The sequence below is a fragment of the Pseudomonas sp. A1230 genome, from assembly GCF_044218825.1.
Taxonomy (GTDB): Bacteria; Pseudomonadota; Gammaproteobacteria; order Pseudomonadales; family Pseudomonadaceae; genus Aquipseudomonas; species Aquipseudomonas iridis.
Window position 1 is genome coordinate 574991 of sequence record NZ_CP162582.1, and the last position, 22901, is coordinate 597891.

General features: G+C 58.4%; 17 protein-coding genes. 12 read left to right on the forward strand and 5 right to left on the reverse strand.

All coding sequences use genetic code 11. From position 1 onward, the window contains the following. The first annotated feature begins 54 nt into the window (after nucleotides 1–54). The 4 genes from cysK to AB4P97_RS02775 all read left to right on the forward strand — a co-directional run bounded on the left by cysK (nucleotide 55) and on the right by AB4P97_RS02775 (nucleotide 3745). Complete coding sequence (gene cysK, locus AB4P97_RS02760) at nucleotides 55–1029, forward strand: cysteine synthase A (RefSeq protein WP_042558111.1); 975 nt, start codon at nucleotides 55–57, stop codon at nucleotides 1027–1029. Nucleotides 1030–1278: 249 nt separating this feature from the next. Then, complete coding sequence (locus tag AB4P97_RS02765; RefSeq protein ID WP_047300113.1) at nucleotides 1279–2217, forward strand: aspartyl/asparaginyl beta-hydroxylase domain-containing protein; 939 nt, start codon at nucleotides 1279–1281, stop codon at nucleotides 2215–2217. Between the two features lie 400 nt (nucleotides 2218–2617). Continuing rightward, a complete protein-coding gene (locus tag AB4P97_RS02770) occupies nucleotides 2618–2785 on the forward strand; it encodes a hypothetical protein (protein WP_261735212.1) in 168 nt (55 codons plus the stop codon). 96 nt (nucleotides 2786–2881) lie between these two features. Then, on the forward strand, nucleotides 2882–3745 hold the full coding sequence (locus AB4P97_RS02775; protein WP_115147723.1) for a DMT family transporter: 864 nt from the start codon (nucleotides 2882–2884) through the stop codon (nucleotides 3743–3745). An 83-nt stretch (nucleotides 3746–3828) separates the two neighbouring features. Here AB4P97_RS02775 and AB4P97_RS02780 read toward each other — a convergent pair whose 3' ends face one another. Further along, nucleotides 3829–4722: a DMT family transporter gene (locus tag AB4P97_RS02780; RefSeq protein ID WP_115147724.1), complete on the reverse strand. Its 894-nt coding sequence runs from the start codon at nucleotides 4720–4722 to the stop codon at nucleotides 3829–3831. A gap of 213 nt (nucleotides 4723–4935) precedes the next feature. Here AB4P97_RS02780 and aceK point away from each other — a divergent pair, with 213 nt between their 5' ends. The 5 genes from aceK (at nucleotide 4936) to AB4P97_RS02805 (ending at nucleotide 13132) form a co-directional block, all read left to right on the forward strand. Continuing rightward, nucleotides 4936–6657: a bifunctional isocitrate dehydrogenase kinase/phosphatase gene (gene aceK / locus AB4P97_RS02785; protein WP_115147725.1), complete on the forward strand. Its 1722-nt coding sequence runs from the start codon at nucleotides 4936–4938 to the stop codon at nucleotides 6655–6657. A 143-nt stretch (nucleotides 6658–6800) separates the two neighbouring features. Then, on the forward strand, nucleotides 6801–10712 hold the full coding sequence (gene hrpA, locus AB4P97_RS02790; RefSeq protein WP_395602045.1) for an ATP-dependent RNA helicase HrpA: 3912 nt from the start codon (nucleotides 6801–6803) through the stop codon (nucleotides 10710–10712). Nucleotides 10713–11042: 330 nt separating this feature from the next. After that, nucleotides 11043–12164, forward strand: coding sequence for a beta-ketoacyl-ACP synthase III (locus tag AB4P97_RS02795; RefSeq protein ID WP_042558117.1), 1122 nt, complete (start codon nucleotides 11043–11045; stop codon nucleotides 12162–12164). Nucleotides 12165–12284: 120 nt separating this feature from the next. Continuing rightward, nucleotides 12285–12899, forward strand: coding sequence for an RNA polymerase sigma factor (locus tag AB4P97_RS02800; RefSeq protein ID WP_042558118.1), 615 nt, complete (start codon nucleotides 12285–12287; stop codon nucleotides 12897–12899). Next, a complete protein-coding gene (locus AB4P97_RS02805) occupies nucleotides 12893–13132 on the forward strand; it encodes an anti-sigma factor (protein ID WP_210622188.1) in 240 nt (79 codons plus the stop codon). The genes AB4P97_RS02800 and AB4P97_RS02805 overlap by 7 nt, the downstream gene beginning before the upstream one ends. A gap of 169 nt (nucleotides 13133–13301) precedes the next feature. Here the strand turns inward: AB4P97_RS02805 and AB4P97_RS02810 are convergent, their stop codons facing one another. Beyond that, entirely contained in the window at nucleotides 13302–14624 is a 1323-nt protein-coding gene (locus tag AB4P97_RS02810) for a putative porin (RefSeq protein WP_042558119.1), read from the reverse strand. 282 nt (nucleotides 14625–14906) lie between these two features. On the opposite strand from AB4P97_RS02810, the gene AB4P97_RS02815 reads away from it, so the two are divergent. Further along, the gene (locus tag AB4P97_RS02815; RefSeq protein ID WP_395602046.1) at nucleotides 14907–16031 is read left to right on the forward strand and encodes a GNAT family N-acetyltransferase; all 1125 of its coding nucleotides are present in this window, start codon (nucleotides 14907–14909) and stop codon (nucleotides 16029–16031) included. 111 nt (nucleotides 16032–16142) lie between these two features. On the opposite strand, the gene aqpZ is transcribed toward AB4P97_RS02815, so the two are convergent. Continuing rightward, on the reverse strand, nucleotides 16143–16838 hold the full coding sequence (gene aqpZ, locus AB4P97_RS02820; RefSeq protein ID WP_042558120.1) for an aquaporin Z: 696 nt from the start codon (nucleotides 16836–16838) through the stop codon (nucleotides 16143–16145). 183 nt (nucleotides 16839–17021) lie between these two features. Here aqpZ and AB4P97_RS02825 point away from each other — a divergent pair, with 183 nt between their 5' ends. Beyond that, a complete protein-coding gene (locus tag AB4P97_RS02825; protein ID WP_395602047.1) occupies nucleotides 17022–17624 on the forward strand; it encodes a hypothetical protein in 603 nt (200 codons plus the stop codon). A gap of 203 nt (nucleotides 17625–17827) precedes the next feature. Next, nucleotides 17828–20464, forward strand: a complete 2637-nt coding sequence (locus AB4P97_RS02830) for a hypothetical protein (protein ID WP_395602048.1) — start codon at nucleotides 17828–17830, stop codon at nucleotides 20462–20464. Nucleotides 20465–20694: 230 nt separating this feature from the next. Here the strand turns inward: AB4P97_RS02830 and tnpB are convergent, their stop codons facing one another. Beyond that, on the reverse strand, nucleotides 20695–20823 hold the full coding sequence (gene tnpB / locus AB4P97_RS02835; protein ID WP_395602049.1) for an IS66 family insertion sequence element accessory protein TnpB: 129 nt from the start codon (nucleotides 20821–20823) through the stop codon (nucleotides 20695–20697). Between the two features lie 175 nt (nucleotides 20824–20998). Beyond that, on the reverse strand, nucleotides 20999–22831 hold the full coding sequence (locus AB4P97_RS02840; RefSeq protein ID WP_042558121.1) for an ABC transporter ATP-binding protein: 1833 nt from the start codon (nucleotides 22829–22831) through the stop codon (nucleotides 20999–21001). Between the last annotated feature and the right edge of the window lie 70 nt (nucleotides 22832–22901).

Genomic DNA, 22901 nt, shown 5'->3' on the forward strand with positions numbered 1-22901 from the left:
GGGCAACAGGCATACCTTGGAGCGCTAAATTCAATGCTGCATAAGGACCCAGCCATGAGCCGTATCTTTGCTGACAATGCCCATTCCATTGGCAATACGCCGTTGGTGCAGATCAACCGCATCGCGCCACGCGGTGTGACCATCCTGGCCAAGATCGAGGGGCGCAACCCCGGTTATTCGGTCAAGTGCCGGATCGGCGCCAACATGATCTGGGACGCCGAAAGCAGCGGCAAACTCAAGCCGGGCATGACCATCGTCGAACCGACGTCGGGCAACACCGGCATTGGCCTGGCCTTCGTGGCTGCCGCCCGTGGTTACAAGTTGATGCTGACCATGCCGGCGTCGATGAGTATTGAGCGGCGCAAGGTTCTGAAAGCGCTGGGCGCCGAACTGGTGTTGACCGAGCCGGCCAAAGGCATGAAAGGCGCGATCGAAAAGGCGTCGGAGATTGTTGCCAGCGATGCCGACAAATACTTCATGCCGGCGCAGTTCGATAATCCGGCCAACCCGGCCATCCATGAAAAAACCACCGGCCCGGAAATCTGGAACGACACCGATGGCGCCGTTGACGTGCTGGTGGCTGGCGTAGGTACCGGCGGAACCATTACCGGCGTTTCGCGGTATATCAAGAATACCCAGGGCAAACCGATCACTTCGGTGGCGGTGGAACCTGTGGCCTCGCCGGTGATTACCCAGGCGCTGGCCGGTGAAGAGATCAAGCCGAGCCCGCACAAGATTCAGGGCATCGGTGCCGGTTTTGTGCCGAAGAACCTGGATTTGTCGATGGTTGACCGCGTCGAGCTGGTGACCGACGAAGAGTCGAAGGCCATGGCGCTGCGTTTGATGCAGGAAGAAGGGATCTTGTGCGGCATCTCTTGCGGCGCGGCGATGGCCGTGGCGGTTCGCTTGGCGGAGACGCCGGAGATGCAGGGCAAGACGATCGTTGTGATCCTGCCGGACTCGGGTGAGCGTTATCTGTCGAGCATGCTGTTCAGCGATCTGTTCACCGAACAGGAGAATCAGCAGTAATCAGGCAAGTAAAAGATCGCCCGGTGACGGGCGATCTTTTGATCCTGTTTGTGACCTTGATCGCGCAAGGGTGATTTGGATCAGCCAAGGTTCAGGACCCTTATGTTAATAAATGCTTTGTTACGCAATCCTTAACACTGAATTTTAGGTTGAACGGGTTTTGCCTCAGGCCGGTAGTGTTTATCATGGCCGGCTGCCATGCCGGGTAAAGGGCATTGTGCAGCGTTGTTTTTATTCAAGGAGTCGTTGATGACCTATTCGTTAGCCGCCAAGGTGTCAGTGCTGCTGCTGTTTGTCGGCAGCATCCTCTATGTGCATCTGCGCGGTAAGGCGCGCCTGCCGGTGCTGCGCCAGTTCGTCAACCACTCGGCACTGTTCGCGCCTTACAACGCCTTGATGTACCTGTTCTCCGGCGTACCCTCCAAGCCGTATCTGGATCGCAGCAAGTTTCCGGAACTGGATGTACTGCGCGACAACTGGGAAATCATCCGCGACGAAGCCATGCACCTGTTCGATGAGGGGTATATCCGCGCGGCCGAAAAGAACAACGATGCCGGGTTTGGCTCGTTCTTCAAGAAGGGCTGGAAGCGTTTCTACCTCAAGTGGTACGACAAACCGCTGCCATCGGCAGAGACCCTGTGCCCGAAAACCGTGGCGTTGGTCAGTGCCATTCCCAACGTCAAAGGCGCGATGTTTGCGCTGTTGCCCGGCGGCAGTCACCTCAATCCGCACCGCGATCCGTTTGCCGGCTCCCTGCGTTATCACTTGGGCTTGTCGACGCCCAATTCAGATGATTGCCGGATCTTCGTCGACGGCCAGGTCTACGCGTGGCGCGACGGTGAAGACGTGATGTTCGATGAGACCTATGTGCACTGGGTCAAGAACGAAACCGACAAGACCCGCGTCATCCTGTTCTGCGACATCGAACGTCCACTGAGCAATCGCCTGATGACCCGCATCAACCGCTTCATCAGCGGCTGGCTCGGCCGCGCCACCGCACCGCAGAACCTTGACGATGAACGCGTCGGCGGGATCAACCAGGCCTACGCCTGGAGCAAGAACTTCAGTGACCGGTTCAGCGGCGTGGTCAAACAGTGGAAACGCCGTAATCCGAAGGCTTACCGGGTGATGCGTCCGGTGCTGGCGGTAGTTGTGCTGACGTTGTTGGGGTACTGGTTGTTTGGTTGAGGCCGGACTACAGAAGTAAAAAACCGCTCCTTGTGAGCGGTTTTTTATTTCTGTGAAAAAGTTACAGGCGGACAGCGGCGAGTAAGTTTGGCTCTTCGGTTTCAGTGCCTGTTACAAGTAATTGCAGGGCTGGCGGTCAGTGCTACTTCACCGGGCTTTCTGCCGTTGGGAGCGATTTTTCCGCGTGAAGGCTTCTTTGTCGATTTGCTCATTTTGCCTCCTGCGCTGAGCGATGGCTTGCGTCGATGGGTTTAGCCGGCCTCGAAAGCCGATTCACCTGACCCCCGTCTGTCGCTGCTGGCGCTTTGGTCAAATCATTGCAATCCATGTCCCGCGCTGGTTATAGTCGGCCCTCGTGAGCCATACGACTCACACCTCTATCCCAAGAAGATCAGCCCAAATGCCTGCATCCCTCATCAACGCGGTAGTCGATTCAGCGGTCAACGCTGGCGTCGTGCCGTGCGGGAATCAGCAGCCAAAGCAGATCAGTCATTACCCTCCACCTGTCAGTAGCACGCCGGTGCGCGCAGTTGCGCCGCCACCGCCGGGCGTTGGTGTTTCGGGCTGATCGGCATTTGTTGCTGACCCCTGCGCCCGCCTGCAAAAACCTACTGAATTTCAGCTTCGGCTGAGTTGGCTATTTGCCTGACTACAGGTGGTATTCATGTTTGTCCTTTCGAAAAAGTCCGCGCTTGCGGCGCTGTCCACGTGCCTGTTCGTTCTGCTGTGGAGCAGCGGGGCGATCTTCTCCAAATGGGGGCTGGCCCACGCGTCACCCTTTGCTTTCCTGTTCATTCGCTTTGCCATCGCCCTGTGCGGGCTGGTGCTGCTGATTCCATTACTGAAACTGAAACTGCCCAAGGGCGGCAGGCCGATGCTGTTTGCGATCGCCACGGGGGTGGTGTTGTTGGGGGCTTATCAGATTTTCTATCTGCTGGCCCTGAACACCCAAATCACCCCGGGTGTGATGGCGACCATCATGGGCGTGCAGCCGATTCTGACGGTGGTATTAATGGAGCGGCAGCGCTCGGCGAGCCGGCTGTTCGGGCTGGCGCTTGGCTTGGCGGGCCTGATCATGGTGGTTTACCAGGGCATCGGTCTGGCCGGCATGTCGTGGGCGGGGATGCTGTTTGGTCTGCTGGCGTTGGGGAGCATGACGCTGGGGTCGATCATGCAGAAACGCATCACCGAAAATCCCCTCGGCACGCTGCCGGTGCAGTACCTGGCCGGGCTGTTGTTGTGCGGGATCTTTGTGCCGTTCCAGCCGTTTCATTTCGAACACAGCGCGGGTTTCATCGTGCCGGTGTTGTGGATGGGGCTGGTGGTGTCGGTACTGGCGACGCTGCTGCTGTATCGCCTGATCGCCAGGGGGAATCTGGTGAATGTCACCAGTCTGTTCTATCTGGTGCCAGCGGTGACGGCGGTGATGGACTACCTGATTTTCGGTAATCGCCTGGCGGCATTGAGCGTGCTGGGGATGCTGTTGATCATTGTCGGGTTGGCCTTCGTGTTCCGCAAAACCCAATGACGCGACCCCTGTAGGCGCTGCCGCAGGCTGCGATCTTTTGATCCTGATCTTTAAAGTCACAAGATCGCAGCCAGCGACGGCACCTACAGTTTTTTCACCACCGCCGGCTTCAACACCAGCCACAACGCCAACGCAATCAACACCCCGCCGTAGACGTGAGCCATCGACAACGGCTCATCCAGCAACAGCGCCCCCCACAACACCCCGAACGGCGGAATCATGAAGGTCACGGTCATCGATTTGACCGGGCCAATGGAGCTGAGCAGGCGGAAGTAAATAATGTAGGCGAACGCGGTGCAGCCCAGGCCCAAGCCGAGCAGCGACAGCCAGACACTCCAGCCGCCCCAGCTCGCCGGCGGTTGAGTTACCACGCTGTAACCGAACAGCGGCAGCAGGAACAGTGTCGCGCCGAGCATGCTGCCCACGGCTGACAAACGACTGTCCAACCCGCCGGCCTGATCCAGCCAGCGCCGTGCAAGGAATCCGGCAAAACCGTAACAAGTGGTCGCGAGCAGGCAGGCGAGGGCGCCCAGCAGCAATTGCATATCGAAGGCCACGGGACCGGCGCGCGTCAGCACGCCTACACCGAACAATCCAAGGAACACGCCCGCCAGTTTGGCCGTGGTGAGTTTCTCGCTGAAGAACAACCCGCCGATCAACACACCCATCAATGGCGTGGTGGCGTTGAAGATCGCCGAATAACCGGCTGGCAGCACTTGAGCCGCGACCGAATACAGCGTCGCCGGTATCCCCGAGTTGATCACGCCGAGCAGCATCAGGGTTTTCAGCTTGCCCTTGAAATCCCAGCTGATGCGCATCAGTCCGAGGATCACCAGCAGACCGACGGCAGCGATCGATACCCGAAAAAACGCCGTCGGAATGGTGCCGATCACTGGCGCAATAATGCGCATGAACAGAAAACTCGCACCCCAGATGGCAGCCAGCGACAACATACGGAAAATATCGACAGGGCTCACGGCGGGCTCCTTGCTTGATCGGGACGAGAGTGTTGCCGAGCGTCCTGACGATGGCAACCGCTAATCGGGCATTTAAATGTCCCCGGCAGGAATGCCTGGCAAAAAATGCCAAGCCGTACGTCTGCGCTTCGGTTTTGGCAGAAATTGCACTTCTCCTCATGCCGGTTCCGTGGCTAAGCTCAGGCATCACGAATGCACGCAGAGGTTTCATCTATGCCGCAGCAATGGCCCGCCACCGACATCGCCCGCATGATCCTCGATGGCTTTGATGATTACCGCGAGCATTTCCGCCGCATCACCGATGGCGCCCGGGAGCGATTCGAGCAGGCGCGCTGGCAGGAGACGCAAACCGCGTCGGCGGCGCGAATCAACCTGTATGAGGAAAAAGTCGGCGAAACCATCGCCCGACTGCGCGAATACTTCGACGACGAAGCGCTGATGAATGTCAGTTGCTGGCCGCTGGTGAAAAGCGCCTACATCAGCGTCATCGACCTGCGCTTCGACGACGAACTGTCGGAGACCTGGTACAACTCGATTTTCTGCGGGCTGTTCAGCCATGACCTGATCAGCGACGGCTGCATGTTCATCCACACCACCCGCCCGAGCCTGCGCCGAGCGCGGGCTGCGCAAACCCGCACGTACAAGCCGCAAGGGCAATTGTCGGGGATGCTCGCGAGCATTTTTGCCGACTACCGTTTCAGCGAGGATTACGCCGATTTGCCCGGCGACCTGCGCCGCCTCGAAGCGCAGTTGCGTGAAAATCTCCCGGACTGGGTGTGCAAAGACCCGGAACTGAGCGTCGAGCTGTTTTCCTCGGTGTTGTACCGCAACAAGGGCGCGTACCTGGTCGGACGCATTTACACCCGCGATGAGCAATGGCCCCTGGTGATTCCGCTGCTGCACCGCGAAGGGCGCGGTATTCAGATTGATGCGCTGATCACCGACGAAGCCGATGTGTCGATCATCTTCTCTTTCACCCGTTCGTATTTCATGGTCGATGTGCCGGTGCCGGCTGAGTTCATCGGTTTTCTGCGGCGGATTTTGCCGGGCAAACACATCGCCGAGTTGTATACCTCGATTGGCTTTTACAAGCACGGCAAGTCCGAGTTCTATCGGGCGCTGATCAATCACCTGGCCAACACCGATGACCAGTTCATCATGGCGCCGGGCGTGCGTGGCATGGTCATGAGCGTGTTTACCCTGCCGGGCTTCAACACCGTGTTCAAGATCATCAAGGACCGGTTTTCACCGTCGAAAAACGTCGACCGTGCCACGGTCATCGAGAAGTATCGACTGGTGAAAAGCGTCGACCGGGTAGGGCGCATGGCCGATACCCAGGAATTCGCCGACTTTCGTTTTCCGCTGAGCAAGTTCGAGCCAGCGTGCCTCGAGGAATTACTGGAGGTCGCGCCGTCCACGGTGTCGGTCGAAGGCGACACGGTGCTGATCCGCCACTGCTGGACGGAACGGCGGATGACCCCGCTCAACCTTTACCTGGAAAACGCCAACGATGCGCAGGTGCATGAAGCGCTGGAAGATTACGGGCTCGCGATCAAGCAACTGGCGGCGGCGAACATCTTTCCCGGCGACATGTTGTTGAAGAACTTCGGCGTCACCCGTCACGGCCGGGTGGTGTTCTATGACTACGACGAGATCTGTTTCCTGACCGAAGCCAACTTCCGCCACATCCCGCAACCGCGCACACCCGAGGATGAAATGGCGTCGGAACCGTGGTATTCGATCGGGCCGCTGGATGTGTTTCCCGAGGAGTTTCCGCCGTTTCTGTTTGCCGATTCGGGGCAACGCAAGTTGTTCGACCAGTTGCATGGCGAGTTGTATAACGCCGATTACTGGAAAAGCCTGCAGGACGCGATTCGCGCCGGCAAAGTGATTGATGTGTTTCCGTATCGGCGTAAAGGCCTCGATAACGAATAACTGCAGCTGCAAGTGCCAAGCTGCAAGCTACAAGTGAGAAGCCGCTTTGAACTTGCGGCTTGTAGCTTGGCGCTTGGCCCTTGTAGCTACTTTTCTGCGACAATCCGCCCCCTGCACAAATAGACGACCGAATTGCGTACCCGATGACCGACGAATCGCCCTCCATCGACAAACTGTTGAAAAACCTCGATCACGCCATGCTCGCCGACCGCCACCGGCTGCGGCGGCAGTTGCTTGAGCTGCGCAAGAATCCCGATGAGGCCAAGCTGGCCCAGTGGGTGACGCGCATGCAGGCATCTTGTGATCAGGTGCTGGCGCGAAAGGCCAGCCTGCCGGTCATTCGTTACGACGACAGCCTGCCGATTGCGGCCAAGCGTGACGAGATCAAAAAGGCGCTGGAGCAGCATCAGGTCCTGATCATCGCGGGCGAAACCGGCTCGGGTAAAACCACCCAGTTGCCGAAAATCTGCCTGGAAATCGGTCGTGGTCAACACGGTCTGATCGGCCACACCCAGCCGCGCCGGATCGCTGCGCGCAGCGTCGCCAGCCGCGTCGCCGAAGAACTCGGAACGCCCCTCGGTTCGCTGGTCGGCTATCAGGTACGTTTTGAAGATCAGAGCGACTCCAACACCCTGATCAAACTGATGACCGACGGCATCCTGCTGGCGGAAACCCAGAACGACCGCTACCTCGAACGCTACGACACGATCATCGTCGACGAAGCCCACGAACGCAGCCTCAACATCGATTTTCTGCTCGGTTACCTGAAAACCCTGCTGCCGCGTCGCCCGGATCTGAAAGTCATCATCACCTCGGCAACCATCGATCTGGAACGTTTCTCCAGGCATTTCGACGATGCACCGATTGTTGAAGTCTCCGGCCGAACCTTCCCGGTAGACACCTGGTATCGCCCGCTGACCCTGGAGCAGGACGAAGAGGGCAACCGTGTCGAAGATGACCTGACCGTGGATCAGGCGATCCTCGCCACCCTCGACGAAATCGCCGCTTATGAGCGCAGCGAACGCCGCAGCCCCGGTGATGTTTTGGTGTTCCTGCCCGGCGAACGGGAGATTCGTGACGCCGCCGATATGCTGCGCAAGGCGCAGATCAAGCACACCGAAATTCTGCCGCTGTATGCGCGTCTGTCACCGGCCGAGCAGCAGCGGATTTTCCAGTCGCACCCGGGCCGTCGTGTGGTGCTGGCGACCAACGTTGCCGAAACCTCGCTGACCGTGCCGGGCATCCGTTACGTGATCGACAGCGGTACTGCGCGCATCAGCCGCTACAGCTATCGCGCCAAGGTTCAGCGCCTGCCGATCGAAGCGATTTCCCAAGCCAGTGCCAACCAGCGTAAAGGTCGCTGCGGCCGGGTCGAGCCGGGCATTTGCATCCGCCTCTACAGCGAAGAAGACTTCATCGGCCGCCCGGAATTTACCGATCCGGAAATTCTGCGCACCAACCTCGCCGCGGTGATTTTGCAGATGCTCCATCTGCGCCTCGGCGAAATCACCGCGTTCCCGTTCATCGAGCCGCCGGACGGCAAGGCGATCAGTGACGGTTTCAATTTGCTGCAAGAACTCTCGGCGGTCGATCGCAACAGCCAGTTGACCCCGCTCGGCCGCCAATTGGCGCGCCTGCCGGTGGACCCGCGCATGGGGCGTATGTTGCTCGAAGCGGCCAAGCTCGGCAGTCTGCAAGAAGTGCTGATCGTCGCCAGTGCCATGTCGATTCAGGACCCGCGCGAGCGTCCGCCGGAGCGTCAGCAAGCCGCCGATCAGGCCCACGCGCAATGGAAAGACATCGACTCGGACTTCGCCGGGCTGGTCAATCTGTGGCGCGGTTTTGAAGAACAGCGCCAGGCGCTCACGGCCAGTCCGCTGCGCAATTGGTGTCGGAAGAACTTCCTCAATTACTTGCGTTTGCGCGAGTGGCGCGATTCCCATCGCCAGTTGAGCCTGATCTGCCGCGACATGCAGCTGAGCCTGAACAAAGAGCCGGCGGATTATCCGAAACTGCACAAAGCGGTGCTGGTGGGGCTGCTCAGCCAGATCGGCCAGAAAACCGAGGACGGCGATTACCTCGGCGCCCGTCAGCGACGCTTCTGGATTCATCCGTCGTCAGGCATCGGCAAGAAGCGCCCGCAATGGCTGATGACCGCCGAACTGGTGGAGACCACCAAGCTTTACGCACGCATGGTCGCCAAGATCGACGCTGACTGGATCGAGCCGCTGGCCGGGCATCTGATCAAGAAAAACCACTTCGAGCCGCACTGGGAGAAGAAGCGCGGCCAGGTCGTGGCGTTCGAGCAGATCACCCTGTTCGGCCTGATCGTGGTTGGCCGCCGGCCGGTGCACTACGGTCCGGTAGATCCGGTGGTCTCGCGTGAATTGTTTATCCGTGAAGGTCTGGTGCGCGGCGAGATTCAATCCAGAGCCAAGTGTCTGTCTGCTAACCAGAAGCTACTGGAACAGCTCGACGAACTCGAAGCCAAGGCCCGTCGTCGCGACATTCTCGCCGACGAAGAAACCCTGTACGCCTTCTACGATGCACGCTTGCCGGCAGAGATTCACCAGACGGCGACCTTCGACAGTTGGTATCGCATCAACAGCCAGAAAGATCCGCAGCTGTTGATCATGCGTGAAGAAGACGTACTGGCTCGCGAGGCCAGTGAAGTCACCGCACGGGATTACCCGGACACCCTGCATATCGGTGATCTGGAGCTGGCCCTGACGTATCATTTTGAACCCAATCACCCGCGTGACGGCGTGACCTTGCGTGTGCCGGCGCCGCTGTTGCCGATGTTGCCGCCGGAGCGTCTGGAATGGCTGGTGCCGGGGTTGATCGAGGCCAAGTGCATCGCCCTCGTGCGTAACTTGCCGAAAGCGCTGCGCAAGAATTTCGTGCCGGTGCCGGACTTCATCAAGGCAGCGTTGCAACGCATGACCTTCGCCGAAGGTTCGCTGCCGCAAGCTCTGGGCCGTGAGCTGTTGCGCATGACCGGCGCACGGGTCAGCGATGAGGCGTGGGCAGAGGCTGAGCAAGGGGTCGAAGGGCATCTGCGGATGAACCTGGAAATCGTCGACGGCCAAGGCAAGTTTCTTGGCGAAGGACGAGATCTGGCCGAGCTGACCGCGCGTTTTGCCGAAGCCAGTCAGGCCGCACTGGCTGTGCCGCAGAGCGCTAAAAGTCAGCAACCGGTGGAGGCGAAAGTCTTTGCCCCGGTGGCAGAAAAAACTCAGCAGAAGATCGCCGGGTTGTCGATGACGGTGTATCCGGCGCTGGTGGAAGAGGGCGGTACGGTCAAGGAAGGACGATTCTCGACGCCGGCCGAAGCCGAGTTTCAGCATCGTCGTGCGTTGCAGCGTTTGTTGATGCAGCAATTGGCCGAGCCGGCCAAATTCCTGCGTGGCAAGTTGCCGGGGCAGACCGAACTGGGTTTGCTCTACCGCGATCTGGGGCGGGTCGATGCCTTGGTCGAAGACATTTTGCTGGCCAGCCTCGACAGCTGCATTCTGGAGGGCGAAGACCCGTTGCCCCGTGACGGCGCAGGGCTGGCGGCATTGGCCGAGCGCAAGCGCAGCAGCTGGACTGAACACGCCGAACGTGTGGCGCGGCTGACGCTGGAGATCCTGAAGATCTGGCACGGTCTGCAAAAGCGCTTCAAGGGCAAGATCGACCTCGCCCAAGCCGTGGCGCTCAATGACATCAAGCAGCAGATCAGTAATCTGGTCTATCCGGGCTTTGTCCGGGAAACGCCGATGCAGTGGCTCAAGGAGTTGCCGCGTTACCTGAAAGCGGTCGAGCAGCGTTTCGAGAAACTCGGCGCGCAGGTGCAGAAGGATCGGGTCTGGAGCGGTGAGCTCGCTGGCCTCTGGGCGCAATACCAGACTCGCGCCGCCAAACACGCCCAGGAAGGCAAACGCGATCCGCGGCTTGAGTTGTACCGCTGGTGGCTGGAGGAGTATCGGGTTTCGCTGTTCGCCCAGCAGCTGGGGACGAAAGTACCGATCTCCGACAAACGCCTGAACAAGCAGTGGACTCAGGTCGAGCCCTGATCTTGCTCCGTAAGCAATGCCCCCTGTGGGAGCGAGCCTGCTCGCGAAAGCGCTGTATCAGACACCATAGCGGTGACTGACATACCGCCTTCGCGAGCAGGCTCGCTCCCACGTCGGGATTTGGGTAGTGCGTGAGAAAGGGGCCAAAACCTTGGGTTTATGGCAAACTTCGCGACCATAAACGCCGCGTTCGCGACCCAGAGCCTTCGGCCGTGTCCCGGAGCGGAATAAAGCGATGCCAGGTTTGCGTCCCCCGGATGGGAATAGACCCTTTGTGTGTTGGTACGACGGTTCCAGCACTTTCTGCCTGAACAGATTAGAGAAACGACCATGCATAACGTCGTCATCAGCGGCACCGGCCTGTATACCCCGGCCAACAGCATCTCCAACGAAGAGCTGGTGCAGTCTTTCAATACCTACGTCGCACAGTTCAACGCGGACAACGCCGAGGCCATCGCCAGCGGCGAAGTCCAGGCACTGACTGAATCCAGCGCACCGTTCATCGAGAAAGCCTCGGGCATCAAAAGCCGTTTTGTCATGGACAAGGACGGCATTCTTGATCCGCAACGCATGGCCCCGCGCCTGCCGGAGCGGTCCAACGACGAATGGTCGGTACTCTGCCAGATGGCCATCGGTGCTGCCGAGCAAGCCTTGCAACGCGCCGGCAAAACCGCTGCCGACATCGACGGTGTCATCGTTGCCTGCTCCAACCTGCAACGCGCCTACCCGGCCATCGCCATCGAAGTTCAGGAAGCGCTGGGCATTCAAGGTTTCGGTTTCGACATGAACGTGGCCTGTTCCTCGGCGACCTTCGGCATTCAGGCAGCGACCAACAGCGTGCAACTGGGCCAGGCCCGGGCGATCCTGATGGTCAACCCGGAAGTCTGCACCGGTCACTTGAACTTCCGTGACCGCGACAGCCACTTCATCTTCGGCGATGCAGCCACTGCGGTGATCATCGAACGCGCCGACCTGGCTACCTCCAAGCACCAGTTCGACGTGGTCAGCACCAAACTGCTGACCAAGTTTTCCAACAACATCCGCAACAACTTCGGTTTCCTCAACCGCGCGGCGGAAGAGGGCGTCGGTGCTCGCGACAAGCTGTTCGTGCAGGAAGGCCGCAAGGTGTTCAAGGACGTTTGCCCGATGGTTGCCGAACTGATCGGCGAGCATCTGCAAGAGAACCAGCTCAATGTCGGCGACGTTAAGCGCTTCTGGCTGCACCAGGCCAACCTGAGCATGAACCACCTGATCGTGCGCAAACTGCTGGGTCGCGAAGCGACGGAAGAAGAGGCGCCGGTAATCCTCGACACCTACGCCAACACCAGTTCGGCGGGTTCGGTCATTGCCTTCCACAAGTACCAGGATGACCTGGCCGCCGGTTCGCTGGCAGTGCTGAGTTCGTTCGGTGCGGGTTACTCGATCGGTAGCGTGATTCTGCGCAAGCGCTGAGTTTGCCTTCAAAAGATCGCAGCCTGCGACAGCTCCTACACTGACGGTTTCAAACCCGTTGTTGTAAGTGCTGCCGCGGGCTGCGATCTTTTGCGTCCTATCAACTGAAACGAGGCGTCAATGGCCGTTACGGACGACACCCAATTGCTTGAGCGTTTGCTGGCAGGCGAGCAGAAGGCTTTCAAGGAGCTGGTCACGACTTATCAGAGCGCCATGCGTGCCGTTGCATATGCGATCGTCGGTCAGCGTCATGTCGAGGAAGTGGTGCAGGACGCCTGGCTGTCGGTGGTGCGTCATATTGGCAGCTTCGAAGGGCGCTCCAGTCTCAAGACCTGGCTGCTGACCATCACTGCCAACTCGGCCAAGAGTCGCTACAAGCAAAATCGCCGTGAGGTGCTGCTCGACGACTTGCCGTCGCCCCACGGCACTATCGACGACGACCGTTTTTCGTCCGGCGACGGCCATTGGCTGGTCGCGCCTTTCGCCTGGCACCAGGACACTCCCGAGGCGTTGTTGACCGAAGGCGAACTGCGCGAGTGCCTGGAGCACACGTTGCTGAGCCTGTCGGAACTGCAAAGCAGCGTTTTGCTGTTGCGTGAGCGCCAGGGCGTGGAGCTCGAAGAGATCTGTAATCTTCTGGACATCTCGCTCTCCAATGTTCGGGTGCTGCTGCATCGGGCACGGTTAAAGGTCTTCGCGACCGTGGAACATTTTGAGGAGACAGGAGAATGTTGACATGCAAGGAGCAAGTGGCACGATCCAGCGATTATCTCGATGGTCAGCTGAGTTTTGGCGAGAAGCTGATGGTGCGTCATCACCTGATGTTCTGCCGCAACTGCCGGCGTTTCATACGCCAGATGCGGTTGATGCAGGCGACACTGAAGGCCATGCCGGAACAACCTGAAGAGGGTGTCGATGCGCTGGCTGAGCGCCTGGCGACGCAACGACGGGAAGACAAGCCTCTGTAGGAGCTGCCGCAGGCTGCGATCTTTTGATCTTAAAAGCAAGATCAAAAGATCGCAGCCTGCGGCAGCTCCTACAGGGTTTTTTTGCGCATTCTGAAATAGCCCCGCGTGGGTGAAACGAACGGATGATGGGGGATCGTCCCGCCCACGTCAGGCTATTGATTGCTGCTGTTTAGAACTTGGCTTCCGCATCCAGCTGCAGGGTGTTGGTATCTGCATCACGCTGGGTCCGGCTGGCGAAGTCTGCCTTGGTCAGGAAGTACGTCGCGCCGACAGCGAAGTTCTTGTCGATGTCGTAACCGACCTTGAACTTGTGACCACGCGAACCTGTGGTGCCGTTGGCAAAGTCGGAGTCGGTGAACGCGCCGACCACAGCGTTGCGCTGCACGTCACGATAGTTGTAGTCGAGGTTGAAACCAAAGACCTTCGACTTGGCGCCGAGCAGCCAGGCAGTGTCCTGATCGGTCACGGCATCGTTGTTCTTCACGTATTGGCCGTAGAACGACAGAGGCATTGGCAGACCGCCGATGTCGACCTGGCTGAAACCTTCGTACAGGCGGAACTCGTTGTTTGCCGAGTTGCCGTTGACCGCCAGCGCGCACGGCGTGGAAGTGCCGGTGCAACGGCTATCCTCGTCGTTCTGGTAAGCGTAGACACTGCCGCCCAAGGTCAGCTTCAGGTTGTCGGTGATATTGAAGCGGCTACCCAGTTGGCCGGCGGTCAGGCGCAGGTCGTGACGGAACTGCACGCCGTCACCATCGACGTTGTCCTTGAGGTTGTAGTTACCCAGGCTGCCGAACAGTTCGGCGCTGCTGCCCAGCGGGTATTTGTAAGTAACGGCCAGACCTTCAGGGTTGATGTCGCTATCCCAGATCACGTCGCCCATGCTCACCCACGGTTGCAGCATCTTGCCGCCGATCACGTGCAGGTTCTTGATCTGGTCAGGGTGGTAGTCGATGTAGCCCAGATCCAGCCAGATCTGCTTCTTGTCGAAGTAGTTGTCCTGATCCTGGTTAGTCGAACGGGCATCGTCGCCGCCGCCTGTGGCGATACGGATACCGGTGTCCACTTGCGGGTTGATCTCGGTGTAGGCACCCAGACGGGCACGGATGCGCTGACGATCCTTGTCGCGACCGCCGTTGTTCGGTTCGCCATCGATCTTGATGGTTTCCTGACGGATGCGCACGTCGCCCTTGAACTGAGTCTTCGCCGCCCATGCCAGTTTCTGGTCGAAAGCGCTTTGTTCATTGGTCTTTTTCGCGACAGCCGCGACTTGTTCGTTGGTCTCTTGCTGCGCCTGCTGCGCGATTTGCTGAGCCTTCTGATCCTTGGCCAGTTCAGTTTGCAGTTCAATGTACTGCGCCTGGGAAATCGAACCGTTAGCCTTGAGCATGTCGAGCAGTTTGGCGTCGACTGCAGCACTGGCCGGAACGCTCATGGCCAGCAACAAGCCACCGCACAGGGCCGCCGCAGTTTTCGTGGAAGCAAGACGCATAGCAATCTCCGAAGATGAGAGGGGATGGCTTGACCATCCTGGGCACAACCGACAATCGAGGTCGGAAAACAGTGTCCGGGTTAGAACCCGGCGCTCTAAAAACAGGCGCCAGTATCGCGATGGTTTATGACAGTGCGGTGGCACAGTGATGGCAGGATGATGACGGTGTGCGTTGATCGTGAACTATTGATCTAGAGCGCTGTCGGCCGATTGCGGGTGTGCATTGCGGCGCAATCGGCGATACTCGGCGGGCGCTGGAGTCCTGTTGTGGAGAGCTTGTTGATGCCGTTGCAACGTCTGCAAAACCTGTCAGAAATTTCCTCACATGCCTGGGATGCATTGGTGCCGGACAATCAGCCGTTTCTGCGCCATGCGTTTCTCAGTGCATTGGAAGACAGCGGCAGCGTCGGCCCTCACTCCGGTTGGCAGCCGGAGCATTTGCTGCATATTGAAGACGATCGGCTGATCGCGGCGTTGCCCAGTTATCGCAAGTGGCATTCCTACGGCGAGTACGTGTTCGATCATGGCTGGGCCGATGCCTGTGCCCGCGCCGGAATCGATTACTACCCCAAGCTTTTGACGGCGGTGCCGTTCAGTCCCGTCAGTGGGCCGAGGCTGCTGGCCGCCAGGGTCGAGGACGGTTTCGAGCTGCTCAAGAGCCTGCCCGGTTATCTGGAAATAGAAGCGCTTTCCAGTGCCCACATCAATTTCACCGATACCTTCACCGACGCCGCCATGGCCGAACAGCCGGGCTGGTTGCAGCGCATTGGCTGTCAGTATCACTGGCAGAATCGCGGCTATCGCGACTTTCAGGATTTTCTCGACGTGCTCGCTTCGCGCAAGCGCAAACAGATGCGCAAGGAACGCGAGCAAGTGGCGGGGCAGGGCTTCGAGTTTGAATGGCTGGAGGGAGGAGCGCTGGACGAGGCGCAGTGGGATTTCGTCTACGCCTGCTACGCCAATACCTACGCGGTGCGTCGGCAAACGCCGTATCTGACCCGGGAATTTTTCAGCCTGCTGGCCGAGCGCATGCCCGAAGCGATTCGCGTGGTGCTGGCCAAACAGGGCTCACGGCCGGTGGCCATGGCGTTCAGTCTGGTGGGGGGCGACAGTTTTTACGGACGTTATTGGGGCTGTTTGGCCGAGTTTGATCGGCTGCACTTCGAAACCTGTTTTTATCAGGGCATGGACTACGCGATTGCCCAGGGTTATCAGCGTTTTGATGCCGGTGCTCAGGGCGAGCACAAACTGATTCGTGGCTTTGAACCGGTGATCACCCATTCATGGCATTACCTGCGCCATCCCGGATTGAAAGCGGCGGTGAAGGATTTCCTGAAACAGGAACGCGCTGGCGTTATGGCCTATGCCGAGGAAGCCAAAACAGCCTTGCCCTACCGCCAAACCTAGATCCCCTGTAGGAACTGCCGAAGGCTGCGATCTTTTGATCTGGTTTTTTGAACATCAAGATCAAAAGATCGCAGCCTTCGGCAGCTCCTACAAAGTGAGCTCAGGCATCCCTCAGGTTTCCTCTTTGCCCAACCAGCGATAGATCCCGCCACCGACCACCGCGCCAATCAACGGCGCGACCCAGAACATCCACAACTGCGCGATCGCCCAGCCGCCGACCATCAGCGCCGGCCCGGTGCTGCGGGCCGGGTTGACCGAGGTGTTGGTCACTGGAATCGAGATCAGGTGGATCAACGTCAGCGCGAGGCCGATGGCAATCGGTGCCAGCCCTGGCGGAGCGCGTTTGTCGGTGGCGCCCAGAATGATGATCACAAACATCGCGGTCATCACCAGCTCGGTGACAAATCCGGCAGCCATCGAATACTTGCCGGGCGAATGCTCGCCATAACCATTGGAGGCCAAACCGGCGGCAATGTCGAAACCCTCCCTGCCGCTAGCGATGTAGTAAAGCAGCGCTGCCGCCAGAATCCCGCCCAGCACCTGGGCGATGATGTAGGCGGGCAGTTCCCTGGCGGGAAAACGACCGCCGACAAACAGGCCTACCGACACGGCCGGGTTGAGATGACAACCGCTGATGTGGCCGATGGCAAAGGCCATGGTCAGCACCGTCAGACCAAACGCCAGGGCGACCCCCAGCATCCCGATTCCCAAAGGTGAAGAGGCGGCGATCACCGCACTGCCACAACCGCCCAACACCAGCCAGAACGTACCCAGCAACTCCGTAACTGAACGTTTGAACAAAGACATGAGAAGAGTCCTTGATAGGCTTGCTATCGAGACTGCATCGAGTTGCGCGTCCTTGCGGACTTACGACAGGTTCCCTGCTGGAACCTTCGCTGAGTACAGCACGCATTCCACGGATTTCCAGCAGGCGAAAAAAAACGCCAGCCCCCGTGATTGGCGGGCTGTGGCGGTTTTGTCTGCGGGTGAATGCAGGCTCACTCCTGCAAGGTTGGTGGTGATCGGGTCTATCAATCAGAGCAACTGCTAACCCTGAAACACGACACTGAATTAAAAGTATCTTTTGAAGTATTACCAAGCCCCACCAGCAATTTGGCACTCGTTATATTTTCAACATTGAATTTAAAATTGAAAGCCCCTCTAATAACGTTAGAGGATTTCGAGACAGGCAAACTTGGTGACAAACCCGTTGGCACAGTCATGGACTTCCCAAGCATCACCGTGACGGTATTGACGGAAGGTGCAGATATCCAGAATATCGACAATTATTTTCAACCCATTACAACAGGAAAGTCTGTACATCCTGCCGCCGGCGCAACTTTAAGATTTACGCTAATATATCCAGCAAAAAGCAATAGGTTCGGCATTGGCAACTACTTTGCACGTCGATCGACATACAAATGCTATTACGAAAATCTAAACCTCGTTAAAGCCGGCTCCACCCCGATATATGATGTAGCACCATTCTTATGGGTTGACATAACAGAAACATCAAACAGGGAAATTAAATTTATAGACATAACTGATGGAGGAGACTCCTCAGATTTAGATAACTTCTCAATGATCTATTGAGCGACTTTCCCTTTGGCGTCATACCGCTGAATATTGCGCAGTTAGCGATACTCGGCGTGACGGCAAATCCCAAAGGACAGATGGAGCTTTGGACGCTCGCGCCAATGACCATTCGTCGCCACCTGTCAGATCTGACAGGTGCGCAAATCGCCATAAAGCGCTCTGATAGCTCCTGCCATTCCCACTGCGCAGGAGCTTGCTTCATGACCACCTCAACCCCACCGGACAACACCGTCCTCGTACTCTATCCACCCAAAGTAAATGGCCAGACCGAACCGGTCGAAGGCGCACATATTGGCGTGCCCCTGGTGGCCTATGATCTGGTTACCGACGGTGAAGGCGCCGTTGTCCTCGTCGACCCACCGTTGTCGGGCACTATGGATCCCGGCGACGTCATGGAGCTTTGGCTTGAGAATGAAGCGGCCGCACTGGACAGCGAAACCATTGTTGATCCGGACGCGCGCACCACGTTGCGCATTCCCAAGGCTCGCCTGCATCCGGACAAAGTCAACATGCTGTACTACACCGTCAGGCGCGGCAGCAGTAATATCGGCACTTCCACACCACCGCTGGAAATCCTCTATAACCGCATTCGCCCCGGCCTGAAGGATCGCCTGACCGACCCCGGTGGCCACTCCGAACTCAAGTTGCTACTGCCGGAGGTGATCAAGAACGGCGTCGGCGCGGATTTCGTCAGCGCCGAAGTGTGCGTGGCCTATCCGTATTGCCGCGCATATGACGTTATCTCCCTCAAATGCAACGGCGAACTGCTGGAGCCCAAGCCCAAGGTCAACCCCAATCTGGCGCCGCAACCGCCCAATCCCGGTGACGAAACCCCCATCACCATTTGCTTCACCGTCACCCGTGCCTTTCTCGACAAGGCGAAACGTCAGGATAAAAAACTGCATTTCTCCTACACCGTCACCGACCAGATCGGCAACGGCCCGGACACCGATGCGCCGTGGTCGCCGGTACAGAGCGTGGATGAAGATCTGGATGGCACTCGGTTGCCGATGCCGATTTTGCTGGAACGCAAAGAGGACTATCCCGGTGATGATGCGAGCATCATTGATCTGGAGAAACTGGCGGGCAATCCGTTGCTGCTTGTCGTGATCACCAAAGACAACCGCTTTGCGGTGGGCGACGAGATTGTGGCGACCTATACCACTACTGGGCAAACCGACCCTGTGGTTGTCTGGGGCAAAGTCGAAGAGGATCCCTTCATTGGAAAACTGCCCTGCTTCCTTGAAGTGCCCAATGACAAAGTTTTCGCTGGTAGCAAGGTGACTGCGGTTTATGAAGTGCACAGGCCCAATGTGGGATTAGTGGGGAATTCCAGCACAGCCAACGCCACGGTGACCGACGCGCCCCCGATTGATCTGCGACCGGAAATCACCTCGGTCACAGACTCCCAGAACAAGGAAATTCCGAATAACGGCGGCACTGTCGATCCACAGGTGAAGTTGAGCGGAACTGCAACGCCTCTGCAGCGAGTCGAGGTATTCGAGGGAAACACCTCTAAAGGAAAATGGCCGGTCAATGCCGCTAGCGAATGGACTTACGAAACTACGTTGTCGGGCATCGGGACGCGGACATTTACCGCTAAAGCCGACTACGGAACGGGTCAAATCTCTGCCGACAGAACCTTCACCCTTTCCAATGCACTGACGCCTGCCATTGATTCGGTGAAGGACTCCGGAGGCGTGGAAATACCCGACAATGGATACACATCCGATACCACCATCAAATTGAGCGGCACCGCCACTCCGCGCCTGGAAGTCGAGATCTACGATGGAGCTGTCGCGATCGGCACGGCTCAGGTGAACGGCAACACAGGCAGATGGGAACTTGAAGTGCCGGGACTGTCCCTTACCACGCACAGCTTCAAGGCCAAAGCCTTGTATGGCACGGGTGCCGAGTCGGAGATCAGGACGCTAACCGTTGTTGCGGCCACCGCTCCGACATTGACTTCTGTCAGGGGCTCGCCGAGCGGCATTGAGATTGCGCAAAACGGCACCACGGTTGAAACCGCCGTGACGCTGTATGGTGCCGCCGCCAAAGGCCAGAAAGTCGAGATATTCGACGGCGCTATCTCCAGGGAGATCGCCGATGTCAATGGCAGTGGCACCTGGAGCCGTCTCGTGACAGGTCTGGCCGTGGCAAGCCACAGCTTCAAGGCCAAGGCCTTGTATGGCACGGGTGCCGAGTCGGAGATCAGGACGCTAACCGTTGTTGCGGCCACCGCTCCGACATTGACTTCTGTCAGGGGCTCGCCGAGCGGCATTGAGATTGCGCAAAACGGAGCCACGGTTGAAACCGCCGTGACGCTGTATGGTGCCGCCGCCAAAGGCCAGAAAGTCGAGATATTCGACGGCTCCATCTCCAGGGGGATCGTCGATGTCAATGGCAGTGGCACCTGGACCCGTCTCGTGACAGGTCTGGCCGTGGCAAGCCACAGCTTCACCGCCAAAGCACTCTATGGCAACGCTCCGGTGTCGAATGCCAGGACCTTTAGGGTCGCCCCTCCTTTTACCAGGCCGACCATCGTACGCGTAGCCCGCGCAGACAATGGGGTAACAATCCCATCAGGATCCAATCACCCCAGAGGAGTTAACATCATATTTTACGGCGATTGTTACCCCCACCCCACTAAGAAGCGAGAAATCCGAGTTCAGGGGTCATATGCAGGCTATTATAGTGGGTACCCAGCTATGAACCAATCAAGCTATGACACTCGCACTCATTCGGGATGGCCGACACTTGCCCATTTTGTGAGCTATCAAGTAATAGATTTAGAGTCGGGGTTAACGGGAAACACCTGGACGATCAACTGGATCTAATGACTAATACCTGGAGCTCGACTACGGCATTAACGGGCTGCGAAATACTCCTCACGTAAGCGGAGACGCAAGGGATGAGGAGATCAGCCTGCCGAACTCGGTGGTGGCCTTCAACTTGGGCAAACCAGTGACGGTGAGTTACATGGGGGGCTAACCAGCCCCCCAATTTAACCCATACCAGCAAGCCAACGCGCTTCACCCTGGATGTAGTTGCAGCAGTTCCGAAATACTTACAAACCTCGATAATTTCTCCACCCGCCGTTGCGCTCCCAATACAAAATCTTCACCCGATTGCGGGGCTTGTTGAGAAAGACGAAAAGCACCGCATCGAACACCGCCACTTTGACATCCAACTCCACCAGTGCGGCCAGGCCGTCGATGGATTTCGAAAGTCTACGGGTTTAGGGTAGAGGTACACTTTTTCAACTTTGGCATCGGGACGCATCATGGCCGCTGGCTTCTGAAAGAGATCGGGAGCACAGCATCAGGCATCAAATCGCGGCTTTGAATGCGGGGTTCGTGGAGCGGTTACTATCAATCGATCCCGACAAACCCTCCGGTCTGATGCGCCCACAACCGGGCATACAACCCACGGTGAGCCAGCAGTTCAGCGTGGGTGCCGCTCTCGGCGATCTTGCCGTTTTCCAGCACCACCAGGCGATCCATCCGGGCGATGGTCGAGAGGCGGTGGGCAATCGCGATCACGGTTTTGCCCTGCATCAGGGTTTCCAGGCTTTCCTGAATCGCCGCTTCAACTTCCGAGTCGAGTGCCGAGGTCGCTTCGTCCATGATCAGGATCGGCGCGTCCTTGAGCAGCACTCGGGCAATCGCGATGCGCTGACGCTGGCCACCCGACAGCTTCACGCCGCGCTCGCCGACATGGGCGTCAAACCCGGTGCGGCCTTCAGCGTCGGACAACAACGGAATGAACTCGTCGGCGCGGGCCTTGTGCACTGCGTCCCAGAGTTCGGCGTCGGTTGCATCAGGTTTGCCGTACAACAAGTTGTCGCGGATCGAACGGTGCAGCAGCGAGGTGTCCTGGGTAATCATGCCGATACGTGCGCGCAGGCTTTCCTGGCCGACTTCGGCGATGTTCTGGCCGTCGATCATGATGCGCCCACCCTCGACGTCGTAGAGGCGCAGTAGCAGGTTGACCAGAGTCGATTTACCGGCACCGGACGGGCCGATCAGACCGATTTTTTCACCCGGTTTGATGGTCAGGTTGAGGTCGCCGATGATCCCGCGCTTCTTGCCGTAGTGAAAATCCACATGCTCGAAACGCACTTCGCCATTGGCCACGGCCAGCGGTTTGGCCTGCTCCTGATCGGTCACGCTGACCGGTTGCGAGATGGTGCGCAAACCGTCCTGGACCATGCCGATGTTTTCGAAGATGCCGGTGACCACCCACATGATCCAGCCGGACATATTGACGATGCGGATCACCAGACCAGTCGCCAAGGCAATGGCACCGACGGTGATCAACGATTGCGTCCACAACCACAGCGCCAGGGCGGTGGTGCCAACGATCAGCAAGCCGTTCATGGTGGTAATCGCCACGTCCATGCTGGTGACCACGCGGCCAGCCATTTGCGCCTTGACGGTTTGTTCTTCGATGGCTTCCTTGGCGTAATGCTGTTCGAAGTTGGTGTGGGCAAACAGCTTCAGTGTGGCGATGTTGGTGTAGCCGTCGACGATCCGCCCCATCAGTTTCGAGCGCGCGTCGGAGGCTTCCACCGAGCGCTCTTTCACCCGGGGCACGAAGTAGTAGAGCGCGCCGATGTAAGCGGCGATCCACACCAGCAGCGGGATCATCAGGCGCCAGTCGGCCTCGGCGAACAGCACCAGTGCGCTGATCGCATAGATCACCACATGCCACAACGCATCGACGGCTTGCACCGCTGAATCACGCAGCGAGTTGCCGGTCTGCATGATGCGCTGGGCGATGCGCCCGGCGAAGTCGTTCTGAAAGAAGTTCAGGCTCTGCTTGAGCACATAACTGTGGTTTTGCCAGCGGATCATGCTGGTCATGCCGGGGCTCAGGGTCTGGTGCACCAGCAGATCGTGCAGACCAAAGAAAATCGGCCGCAGGACCAGCGCAACCACCACCATCCACGTCAGTTCGAGGGCGTGATCGCTGAAGAAATTCGGGTTGGGTGTGCCCTGGGCCAGGTCGATGATGCGGCTCAGGTAACTGAACAGCGCCACTTCGATCAGCGCGGCGAACAGGCCAACGACCAGCAGGGCGGCGAAACTCGGCCAGACCTGCTTCAGGTAATAGGTATAGAAGGGCCAGACACGATCTGGAGGGGCCGCCGTCGGGGCGTCGCGGAATATGTCGATCAGTTGTTCGAAACGGCGATAGAGCATCAGATAACCGCCCGGATACGGGCTCTCCTTTTATCAGTGTGAGCGGCGTGGCCCGAGACCGCCGCCGCTC